Consider the following 10,283-nt stretch of genomic DNA (forward strand, 5'->3'; position numbering starts at 1 on the left):
GGTTGGTTTGTTATGCGGCTAACATGTCCGTCATTTGCGTTTTTTGTAGGCATCCTTGCGATTGCGGCAATTTCCGGATAAACGGAGCCGTTCATGAAGTTCGGATAGTTTGAGTTTCTGAAGGGACTTCAGGAAAGTTTTGGTTTCTGCGAGACGAAACTTACCGGACAAACTCGAACCGGCCGCCCTGCTTCCTATCATCGAGAGCGGATTTGAGATTCTCTTCAAACTCAGGATGCGCGAGGATCTCGGCCATCTCCTCACAAACTGTTCCTCAAGGATAAAGGAACGGGCGACGGTTTCCAAGTAGTTTGAAACCGTACGATTTTGTGTGGAAGCCGCATGTTTTATGGCTTTATAAAGACGATCATCGACGCGGAGAGTAATTGTTTTTGCCATCCGAATACACCTGAAACATTTTGATGTAATATTATTCAAAACCGACGCCAAATCAATAGAAAACTATGTTCCCAGATCGAACAACCTATGAAGCGAAGTATTTAAGACCAATTAGCAAAAACAAATTGCGGTTCCGTGTTTTATACTGAGCCGGGCCGCTTCAAATAACGAAAGCCAGACAGTACGTTCTATCCAAACACCTTCCTCAGTACCCAGTCCGGAATTGATCGCATCCACTTCAGACTGAGAAAGTTCTCCGTCTTTCAGTTGAATTCCCAAAGCGGGCGCCACAAATATCAACTCTTCAAGTAGACCCTGGCTGGACCCGAGCATGCCGCCTAAAATTTGATCTTTCTCTTCTTCAAACAAAACCGGATGAAAATCGATCGGAATATAAAAGCCTTCCGCATCGGAATGACAAAGCAGGTGACTCTCGAATTTATCCGTTTCTTCTTCCACTACCGGATCAAAAGCCGGATCTTCGGAGTCGAGAATCGGTTCCGCCATCCAAGTCGGATCGTTCACTCTATAAGCGTATGCCCGGCGTAAATAATGTAAGTACGAATAAGGGTAACTATCCAATTCACAGCGGTTTTCCAAAACAGGAAGACGTTCCGGTTCTTTATGAAGAGGCAGATCATTGTCCGCCAAAAGACGATTCACTTTCTCAAATTCTTTCCGGAAAGAATCCAAGGTTTCCGGATCATACCAATCCTCAGACAATATCCCTACTACAACCGCAAGCCCCAAGTTATTCTCCTTTAAAAATGTTCGTGCAAATTCTGTTCAATCAACTTTAAAATTTGTTTTTAAAATACAACATTGATTTTTAAGTTAAGGACCTTCTATAAAATCCGAAATTTTACATCAAAATAAGATTCGCATGAATTCACAATCTGCAGAAACACTTTTGCGAAAATGAAAAATAAGATCGGAGCGGTTCGTCTTTTCTAAAATCATTTCCGATTTTTCAAAATCGATTCGAGATCCTTGATTATATCATTATATTTTTCTAATCTAATATTCAAATATTTCAATTCTCGTTCCTTGACGGAGTCGTAGTCTACTCGTTTTCCTTGAGAATTATAATATTCCGGTCCATTAGAAGTAGCTTGGATCGAAACGATGTCCTCTTCTTCGTCGTCCGACTCTTCGGGCAATCCTCCGTAGGGACCGTCCCATATTTTAATCATTTTTTCTATATTTTCGTATCCTTTCTTAGCTTCTTGTAAAACGGTCTTCACATCGAATTTTACGTTCGTTTTTTTAAGAACAAAATACACATCCTTCGCTCCACTTCTAGCCGCCCATATCATAAGCTTCGGGTCTTTATTTACATCCGCTCCCGCTTGAATCAGTTCCACGGCGACCGGAACACAATCTTTACGAAAAGAGCCTGCAATAGAAGAACCGTACATATCCACCCAGTCTTTACTCGTATTTGGATCCAGTCCGGCTTTTAGAAGTAATCTCAACATAGAAAGATTACAATGAGTAGAAGCGAATTCCAGAGCATGACCTTGATCCTTTTTAAATCCATGTTGTATAAGAATTTTCGCAATTTCTAACCTTTGAAATTCTGCTGCCGAGTCGAGGGCTCCTCCTACATATTTTTCTTTGAGCCCCCCCTTCAGTAACAAAGAAAGGGTTCGATGCAAATTTTCCCGAATCACCACATCCCACAAAGTACACTTATCATAGATATTAATAACATAATAATATTCATTAGGACATTCCGAATTTGGATCGGCGCCCAGATCCAGAAGTCTTTTGATTTCAGTCAAATTTTCAGAAGCAACCGCTTCGAATAAAAGCTGATTCTTATAATTCGAAACCTCCTTTGAAAATAAGAAAGACGAGAATCCTATGAAACACAAGACGATTAACAAAATCCATTTTCTTGGAATCCAACCATTTTTTTTCATCGTTAACCTCTTCCCTTTTGAATCACGTTCTCTCGATTCTGAAAATTCATTCAAAGTTGAAAGTAGAGCCCGGTCAATCCAGAAATACTTTTAACCTTGTTTGTATCGGATATCATTCATTCTTTCTAAACTTTTCATTGAGCCGAATTACGATCGGCTCAAATGGAATGATTTTTCAGAAATCAATTCCTCAATCTCCGATTTTAATCAGTGAAAGATACATCAACACAAGAGTTTCCTTACTGAAAGGAACGGAATCTAAAAAGTCGAATTTTAGAAAACATCCTTTGATTGAAAGAGTCAATCGCATCCAATTTGATACAAAACGAAAATCCGAACGAGAAAGTATATTTCTTTATTGGGATATAGATCCGATCGGAAGTTTTAGACTTCATTGTAAATTTGTGGAAGAATTGTATTTTCCAAAACAAACATCGGAGAATAGAACAAAGTTGGGCGGGGACATACGAACTTCCTTTGAATGACAGGCAAATTTCGTTCTAAGAAAAATCCTTCTTGATTTCTTTCCCAGATTGAATTTAGTTTCTAATCATGGGTAAAGAAAAATTTGAAACCTCAAAACGAGAGGGCGTTCACAAGGAATTCGAATCTTATACGGGCAATTGGAAAGGCGTCAACCAGATGATGTTCAAAGAGGGAGAAGTCACCGACGAATCTCCGATAACGGGAACCATTAAACTGATATTAGGCGGAAGATTTCTTCTTCACGAATACAAGGGAAGTTACGGAGGAGAACCTTTCGAAGGAATCGCGATCTACGGATATCATATCGACAAACAAAGATACGAGTCGGCTTGGGTCGAAAGTTTCGGAATGGGAACCGGAATTCTATTCTCCGAAGGAAGCCCCGGCGCGAAAGAATGGTCGTTCACAGGACACTACGGTGGTGAAACTCCGGAAACCAGTTGGGGTTGGAAAACCAGTTTGGAAAAAGACGGCGATGACAGACTGATCATCTTCTCCCAAAACCACAGACCGAACGGAGAAAAAGCGGGCGGGGTTCGTATCCTTTACGAACGCGTTGTCTGAAATCGATCTTTCGAAAGGAATCTCGTTCGTTTGATATATTCAAAAAGAGGAATATAATTTTCGATCCTACGTTTTCGTATCGATTTTTTTCGGAAAATCGAAATCGAAAAAATCCCTTCGAACTTCGTAAGACACAACTTAAAACATTCGGATAAGATATCGTTCCGATTCCGCTAAAAATCCTTTGACTTTCTCGCGTGTAAAAAGAAACCTACGGAAGATGAAAGAAAAGGGATATTTCCTTTCCATCGGCGCCGGTCCCAATCAAGTTCCCTTGATCTCCGCTGCGATCGGCCTCGGTTACTCGGTGATCGCCGTGGATCAAAACGATCGTGCGCCCGGTTTCGCGTTGTCTTCCCTCAGAATCATGGAGTCCGTTACGGAATATCGTAAGATTCTAAAGGCGGTTTCCGAAATTCCTCTTCAGGAAAAAATCATCGGAGTCGGCACACGTTCTTACGGAAAAGCGACGTATACAACTTCCTACATTGCGGACAAATTAAAACTGCGTTATGCTAGCCTTGAAAGCGTCGAGATTTGTTCGAATAAGAATTTACTCAAAAAAGCCGCAGACAAAGTGGGAATTTTAACTCCTGAAAACTACGGCGCAGGTGCGACGATCGTCAAAAATCAGTTCCCTTTCGTATACAAACCCGCTCGGGGAAACGGCAAAGAAGGGATCAGGACCTTTCACAATCCCGAAGAATGGGAGCGTTTTCTCAAATCCAAGAAAAAAACCGCTCGTCCGAAGACTTCCTTGTCCAAAAAGAAGGCAAGCGCGCATAACGCAGATCTGGAGGAATGGATCGCGGAGGAATACGTTCCGGGTTTTGAAATCACGGTCTGCGGTCTGGTTCAAAACGGGGAATTTTTTCCGGCGTGTATCTCCCATAAGGACGTGACTCATTTTCCGCCTTATTTAGAAATCGCTCATACTCTTCCTTTTTTACGTTCCGAGTTGATCGGGGAAATTCTTCTCAATTGTAGGGCCCTCGTCGCCGCGACCAAGATGGACAATTGTCCTTTTGTAGCGGAATTCAGAATCAATCCGCAAGGAGAGATCTATCTCATCGAAGCGGTCCCCGAAGTTGGAGGAGAATTTTTAGCCGACACACTGATTCCGAATTACTTCGGTTCTTCTTATTTCGAGAATTTAATAAAACTTTTAACGCGAGAAAAAATCAAACCGTTCCGGCACTATTCGCAAATTCCCAAAAAATATGCGGGAATTTTTTTCTCCGCTCCTCCCGAAGGGAAATCCAAACTCGTGGAACATTCCGAATTCGTTATGAAAGGAAAAGAAAAACTCATCTTCGATCGTAAGTTGAAACAACGCGGAGAAATTTTAAGAACGTCGGAAGGAAACGCCGTAAGAACTCGAAGTGTCGGGATCTTAGGTCCCGATCAAAACGATCAGACTTTGGAAAACTGGAAACAATCCGTTCTCCAAAGACTGGAAGGTAAATTTGAATCCGTCTGAACCTTCTTCCAGATCCGCCTGGAACCTACATTATACGAGAACCAAATCCAGGTTAGGTTATCCGGACGAAAATCTGGTCCGTATGCTTTCCAAGATCGGAGGCGACTCCGACAAAAAACCCGAACGGAAAGCCTTGGATTTCGGCGCGGGGTCAGGAAGACATTGTGTTTTGTTAAACGAATTCGGCTATCAAGTTTACGCGACGGATTATACGGAAAATTCGATAAAAACAGTTCGAGAAACTTGCCCTTTCGTCAAAGCCTCGTTAGGCGGCAATCCTCCTTTCGATTTTGAGGGAAATTTTTTCGACCTGATCGTAAGTTGGGGAGTTCTCCACTACAATTCCGCGGAAGTAGCCCGGGAAATCCTGAAAGAGAAAACGAGGATTCTCAAAAAAGGAGGACATCTCGCGGGATCGGTGCGCGCTGCGGGCGACACACATCTTCAAGCGCGGGGAACGACGATTCAAACCCCCGACTTAAAAGGGGCCTACTCCCGTTTTTATACATTGGAGGAATTGCAAGAGGACTTAAAGGATTTCTCCCGCGTAGATTTCGGTTACACCGAAAGAACCCCTTTGGGAAAATTGGAAGAAAGGATTTGTCATTGGATTTTTCTGGCGAAACTCTAAACGAAACCTGTCCCTGCTGCCGGACAATCGACTGGAAATTCTTATATCTCTCCACATTTAAAAATTATAATATTCCAATTTACTTATGCAAAGGCTGCGGCCTTCAGACCCGATATCCCAGGCCGGAACCCTCCGAACTTTACACCGAAGAGTATTATTCCGGGAACGCAGAATTTTCGTACCGGGACGAGAGACAAACCGAAAAATTCGATCGTTACGTTTGGAAAGCCCGCATCAAAAATATCCGAAGATTCAGACGCTCCGGCGAATTTTTAGACGTCGGTTGTTCTTTTGGAGGATTTTTAAACTGCGCCAAGGAAGCGGGGTTCGGCGTCACCGGCGTGGAAATCTCCTCTTACTCCGCCGAAGCCGCAAGATCCAGAGGATTGAAAGTGATTCAGGGAGAATTTTTAGACGCGGATCTTCCCGAAAATTTTTTCGACGTGATCACCCTCGTGGAAGTGATCGAACACCTTTTAGAACCCGAGAAAGTTTTTCAAAAGCTGCGTCGAATTTTAAAACCCGGAGGATTGTTGCTTTTACAAACCGCGAACTTCGAAGGTATACAAGCGATCGACGCGGGTGCGGGTTATCACTACTATCTTCCGGGACATTTTTATTATTATTCGGAATCGAATCTGAAAAAAATTCTTGATCGCTCCGGTTTTAACAATCATATCACTTATCCCGGAGTGGATTTTTCACTCTTCTCAAAGTTACTTAAGTCTCGGGGAAGTTTCGAATCCTGGAAAGATTATTGGAAATGGATTCGGATCGGTGTTTATCACTGGAAAAGTAAATTCAAAAAACAAGGCAGACCTTTGACTTCGTCCATGGTTTTGTACAGCTTTAAGGCGGAATAAACGATGTATCATCTTTTTAAACCCGGTTGGTTGACAGATTCGGATAAGATTCCCGAAAAAGGGTTTTTAAGAATTTTCGTCCTATTCATCCGGATCATCGTAGGTTCCGCGTATCGTTTTATCAAAGACGATTGTCTTATGCAAGCGTCCGGAATTTCCTACACGACGATCGTATCCCTGATTCCGATGCTCACCGTCGCCTTATCCTTGATTACGATCACTTCCGGTTTGGAAAATCGAAAGGAAGAAATTTTCGATACGATCAACACTTTCATCCTGCAAAGCAACATCAACGTGGATATCAATACCTATCTCGAAACGATCGGAGATCTGATCGATACGGCTTCCCAAATCGGCGCCATCGGTTTCGTGATTTTGGTGTTTTCGGCCACAGCGGTTTTGCGTTCCTTGGAAAGCGCGTTTAACGGAATTTGGAAGATCCGTTCCAGCAGATCCCTTTTTCAAAAACTGGTGTTTTATTTTTTCGTTTTGGCGATCGGTCCTCTTCTTTTTGTGATCGGAGAAGGAGTCGCCAACAAGACGATCAATTTTTTCAGACCCTCCCACTACTTCTCCATGGAAAAGGATCCTTCCGGAAAAATCTGGGTGAGCGGAGAAAACGGAACCCTGTTTCGAATGGACTCCAATCTCAAAAAGGAATATTCCATCCGGGAAGAAGAGATCGATTTCGAAAACATGAAATGTTTGGATAACTTGGGCGGAAGACTGGACTTCTGCAAAAAGCCGGACATAGGAGACTCCGATTTTATTCGAATCAAAATTCGGGAAGGAATCATCTACGCGCTTTCGATAAAAGGGGCGCTTTTGATCAAACCGATCGAATCTCCCGCCTGGACCCTGACTTCCTTCGAAGGAGTGGAACTTAAGGACATGGAAGTCGTCAATTCAAATAACATTTTCATTGTATTCAAAAACGGTGAAGTTCTGCACTACATTCCGGAGGGAATCTCCTTCAAACCGATCTTCAAGGACAGACTGAAGATGAACGCTTCCAAAGTATATTTTCCGGACGGTTTAAACGGTTATATCGCTGACGAATCGGGGACCGTATGGACGAGCAACGACGGCGGATTCAATTTTTACCCGAACCGGTTGACTCATTTAGCGTTTCATGATATTCATCGAACCGAGCTCGGTGAGATTTTTTTGACGGGAGAAAGAGGAGTTTTGTATCGTTCCCGGGACGGCGGAAACGGTTGGGTCGAACTGAGTCACAAACGATACAACTTCGTACGAATCTGGTCCTTTACCGGTCCCGATATAACGGAATTATTCCTCATGGACAGTTTGGGGAACATACTCATTTCCACCGATTTAGGGGACCACTGGAATCCTTTTTATACTCCGATGAACGGTAAGTTATGGGCCAATCTTCTTTTGGAAAGAAAGGAAAACGGAAAGATCAAAATACTCAACGTAGGCGAATATCGAACCGTTAGTCTCACCGAATCCAAGGATCAGAAGTTTGTGACGACCCGAATCGCCGGAGGGGACAGCGTTTTTACGATCTATTCCGTCCTGAGAATTTTATTTCCTCTTTCCGGGATTTGGCTCTTTTTCCTAAGTCTTTATTCCTTGATTCCGAATACGAAGGTTCCTTTGAAAGCGTCTTCCGTGGGAGCCGCGGTTACGGGTATCATCTTTCTCGTTTTCCTCTGGGGATTTCAGGTTTATCTTTCCTCGTTCAGCGAGACGACGATGATCATCTACAAGGCGTTGGCGGCGGTTCCGATTTTTCTTTTGGGAGTATATTCACTTTCTCTAATTGTCTTGTTCGGAGCGGAAATCACAGCGTCTCTTCAATTCAGGGAAAGATATCTCGCACCGCTAAATTCCTTGGAAGAAATGCACGGTTCGCCAAGCAACGAGTTTCGAAAATTGATTTTGACTTTGAAGTCCGCGTATCGGATCCAAAAAGAAAAGAAGACGCCCTCTTCTTCCGTCGAACTTTCTTCGGTTTCGAGATTGAAAGAGGAGGAAATTCCGGTTCTTACCAAAAAACTCTGCGAGTTGGAATTGTTGTCGATAACGAAAAAAAACGAATTCGTCCCGATCGCATCTCCGACCGATTTGAGCCTCGGAGACGTTTATCGGAAAATTCCGGAACCTCTTTTGACGGGAGACAAGGAACTGAAACTATTTCCAGTAAACATCAATTCCAAGATCGAAAAAACGGAGGAAAAACTACAGAACGATCTGGACGGAATCAAGTTCAGCGACCTGATCGACTAACTTTTGTTAGCGGATAAACGTCGGGGTTAAACCGAACTCGCGTTAGTTTACGTTTTTTTAAACCTTTTCGTTGATCTTTCGGGCGGGCAGGTTGGAAGACAAGGACTGATAGATCTGTTCCGCAAGTCCTAAGGAAGAATTGGAAGAAAGATTCTTGGAATATTCGTCGTAAAGCATATCCTCAAAAATTTCCTCCGCATGTCCCCCGTCGATCAGTCCCGACTTTTCCACGGTTTTTTTCATTTCGGTCAACATCATCTTTACGAAGATGGATTCGAATTCAACGGAAGCTGAATATAGTTTTTTACGATAGGGATCGGCCGCGATCTCTTCCTTGATATTGTGAGGAAGTCTGATCTCGGAGGAACTGATCTTACCGGAAAGTTTTTCGTTAAACTCCTCCCGGAGCAATTCAGGAAACGAAGAAGCGGGTTTATTCTTATTTTTGTTCTCTAAGTTCAAAAGACTTTTGACTTCCGGTCTTTCGACAAGGTTGAGTCTATTCGTATAATCCGGGATGGAATCGATCATTACTGTATCTCCAATTCTGCGTGTAACGCGCCCGATTTTTTCAGAGCTTCTAAGATTGCTACGATGTCTCTTGTGGACGCGCCCACTTTGTTTAAGGCTTCGACCACGTCTCCTACGCTCGTGGATTCTTCGATCAAAAAGGAACTCTTTGACGGTTCCTGATCTTTTCCCAACCAATTGCGTTTTCGATTTTTATCCGTAACGGAAAGGTTGAGTCCGGATCGGGACACGGCGACTTCTTCGATCGTGATGTTTCCTCCCATCACGATCACTCCGGTTCTTTCGTTGATCACGACTTTCGGTTTGATTTGAGTTTCCACGGTTAGATTTTCGATGTCGCTTAACAAAGTTAAGAATGCGTCCGACTTGTTTTCGAAAGTTTTTCCGAGGACGATATTGATCTCGGAGGGAGAAACGGGAACGACCGACTCGGGTCCGATCCCGTGTTTTCCGGGAAGAATGGAACGAATCCGAGAGACAATCGTGTTTAAGGTCGTAAAGTCCTGGTTCTCCAATTGAATCTGGACCCTTTCGGAAGCGTAAAAATTCTGATCCAACTCCTGTTCGACGATCGCTCCTCCGTGAACCACCCCGACGGTTTTTTTATTTCCTCTCCCGCCGCTTCCCCTTTCCTGTTCCTGTCTTCCTCCGAAAGAGATCACACCCGAAGCTACGGCGAACGTTTTATCTCCGGCGGTTTTCAAAGGAGATTGTAAGAGAACTCCGCCTTCCAAAGACTTGGCGTCTCCGATGGAAGAAACGACCACGTTCAACTTATCTCCTTTGCGGGAATAAGTCGGTATCGTTGCGGTGATCAAAACGGATGCGATGTTTCGAGTTTGATCGGGTTTGAGATTGGCTTCCACTCCGAGGTTCTTCAGATAATTTTTCATACTTTCGGAGGTAAAAGGAGTTTTGCCGTCGCCCGTGCCCGGAAGTCCGACTACGATTCCGTAACCGACGATTTGATTTTCCCGAATACCTTCGATTTTCGCGATGTCTTTCAATCTCAACTCGGCCGCATTAAGAGAAAAAACGACCCCTAAAAAAAGAAAGCCACAGGATAAAAACATGCAAAAAATAGAATATTTGAATTTCATTGTGATTCTCCCAAAAGCCGGTTCAGATGGTTCAGAATCAGTCTTTGTTTT

At 43.4% G+C, this 10,283-nt stretch carries 12 protein-coding genes (1 of these 12 cut by a window edge); 6 read left to right on the forward strand and 6 right to left on the reverse strand.

Going from position 1 to position 10,283, the window contains the following annotated elements; genetic code table 11:
• Window positions 1–30: 30 nt before the first annotated feature.
• The 3 genes from LEP1GSC194_RS22570 to LEP1GSC194_RS07165 form a co-directional block, all read right to left on the reverse strand.
• Window positions 31–399 (reverse strand): hypothetical protein, encoded by a 369-nt coding sequence (locus LEP1GSC194_RS22570; protein WP_036041674.1) that lies wholly within the window; start codon window positions 397–399, stop codon window positions 31–33.
• 111 nt (window positions 400–510) lie between these two features.
• Window positions 511–1,149, reverse strand: a complete 639-nt coding sequence (locus LEP1GSC194_RS07160; RefSeq protein WP_020772971.1) for a hypothetical protein — start codon at window positions 1,147–1,149, stop codon at window positions 511–513.
• Between the two features lie 206 nt (window positions 1,150–1,355).
• Window positions 1,356–2,324, reverse strand: a complete 969-nt coding sequence (locus LEP1GSC194_RS07165) for an ankyrin repeat domain-containing protein (RefSeq protein WP_020772995.1) — start codon at window positions 2,322–2,324, stop codon at window positions 1,356–1,358.
• Window positions 2,325–2,341: 17 nt separating this feature from the next.
• Between LEP1GSC194_RS07165 and LEP1GSC194_RS22925 the strand changes: the two genes are divergently transcribed.
• The 6 genes from LEP1GSC194_RS22925 (at window position 2,342) to LEP1GSC194_RS07195 (ending at window position 8,601) form a co-directional block, all read left to right on the forward strand.
• Window positions 2,342–2,809 (forward strand): hypothetical protein, encoded by a 468-nt coding sequence (locus tag LEP1GSC194_RS22925; protein WP_232424451.1) that lies wholly within the window; start codon window positions 2,342–2,344, stop codon window positions 2,807–2,809.
• A gap of 67 nt (window positions 2,810–2,876) precedes the next feature.
• Entirely contained in the window at window positions 2,877–3,374 is a 498-nt protein-coding gene (locus LEP1GSC194_RS07175; RefSeq protein WP_020773010.1) for a DUF1579 family protein, read from the forward strand.
• 220 nt (window positions 3,375–3,594) lie between these two features.
• Window positions 3,595–4,854: an ATP-grasp domain-containing protein gene (locus LEP1GSC194_RS07180; RefSeq protein ID WP_020772962.1), complete on the forward strand. Its 1,260-nt coding sequence runs from the start codon at window positions 3,595–3,597 to the stop codon at window positions 4,852–4,854.
• A complete protein-coding gene (locus tag LEP1GSC194_RS07185) occupies window positions 4,841–5,485 on the forward strand; it encodes a class I SAM-dependent methyltransferase (protein WP_020772964.1) in 645 nt (214 codons plus the stop codon). The genes LEP1GSC194_RS07180 and LEP1GSC194_RS07185 overlap by 14 nt, the downstream gene beginning before the upstream one ends.
• The gene (locus tag LEP1GSC194_RS07190; protein ID WP_021064652.1) at window positions 5,461–6,348 is read left to right on the forward strand and encodes a class I SAM-dependent methyltransferase; all 888 of its coding nucleotides are present in this window, start codon (window positions 5,461–5,463) and stop codon (window positions 6,346–6,348) included. The genes LEP1GSC194_RS07185 and LEP1GSC194_RS07190 overlap by 25 nt, the downstream gene beginning before the upstream one ends.
• 3 nt (window positions 6,349–6,351) lie before the next feature.
• Complete coding sequence (locus LEP1GSC194_RS07195; RefSeq protein WP_020772958.1) at window positions 6,352–8,601, forward strand: YhjD/YihY/BrkB family envelope integrity protein; 2,250 nt, start codon at window positions 6,352–6,354, stop codon at window positions 8,599–8,601.
• A gap of 57 nt (window positions 8,602–8,658) precedes the next feature.
• Here the strand turns inward: LEP1GSC194_RS07195 and LEP1GSC194_RS07200 are convergent, their stop codons facing one another.
• The 3 genes in view from LEP1GSC194_RS07200 to LEP1GSC194_RS23405 are tightly spaced (each overlapping or abutting the next) and all read right to left on the reverse strand, a layout consistent with a single transcriptional unit that may run on beyond the window.
• Window positions 8,659–9,132, reverse strand: coding sequence for a rod-binding protein (locus tag LEP1GSC194_RS07200; protein ID WP_017808686.1), 474 nt, complete (start codon window positions 9,130–9,132; stop codon window positions 8,659–8,661).
• On the reverse strand, window positions 9,132–10,232 hold the full coding sequence (locus tag LEP1GSC194_RS07205; RefSeq protein ID WP_020772981.1) for a flagellar basal body P-ring protein FlgI: 1,101 nt from the start codon (window positions 10,230–10,232) through the stop codon (window positions 9,132–9,134). Before LEP1GSC194_RS07205 ends, LEP1GSC194_RS07200 begins: the two co-directional genes overlap by 1 nt.
• Window positions 10,229–10,283, reverse strand: the 3' end of a protein-coding gene (locus LEP1GSC194_RS23405; RefSeq protein ID WP_036041700.1) for a flagellar basal body L-ring protein FlgH. It continues 653 nt past the right edge of the window; the window shows 55 of its 708 coding nt (coding positions 654–708); its start codon lies off the right edge, out of view; its stop codon occupies window positions 10,229–10,231. The genes LEP1GSC194_RS07205 and LEP1GSC194_RS23405 overlap by 4 nt, the downstream gene beginning before the upstream one ends.

This window comes from Leptospira alstonii serovar Sichuan str. 79601 (assembly GCF_000347175.1).
GTDB lineage: Bacteria > Spirochaetota > Leptospiria > Leptospirales > Leptospiraceae > Leptospira > Leptospira alstonii.

Coding starts and splice junctions, on each gene's coding strand:
- LEP1GSC194_RS22570 (WP_036041674.1), bottom strand. CDS start 399: ATGGCAAAAACAATTACTCTCCGCGTCGATGATCGTCTTTATAAAGCC.
- LEP1GSC194_RS07205 (WP_020772981.1), bottom strand. CDS start 10,232: ATGAAATTCAAATATTCTATTTTTTGCATGTTTTTATCCTGTGGCTTT.
- LEP1GSC194_RS07175 (WP_020773010.1), top strand. CDS start 2,877: ATGGGTAAAGAAAAATTTGAAACCTCAAAACGAGAGGGCGTTCACAAG.
- LEP1GSC194_RS07165 (WP_020772995.1), bottom strand. CDS start 2,324: ATGAAAAAAAATGGTTGGATTCCAAGAAAATGGATTTTGTTAATCGTC.
- LEP1GSC194_RS07200 (WP_017808686.1), bottom strand. CDS start 9,132: ATGATCGATTCCATCCCGGATTATACGAATAGACTCAACCTTGTCGAA.
- LEP1GSC194_RS07195 (WP_020772958.1), top strand. CDS start 6,352: ATGTATCATCTTTTTAAACCCGGTTGGTTGACAGATTCGGATAAGATT.
- LEP1GSC194_RS07180 (WP_020772962.1), top strand. CDS start 3,595: ATGAAAGAAAAGGGATATTTCCTTTCCATCGGCGCCGGTCCCAATCAA.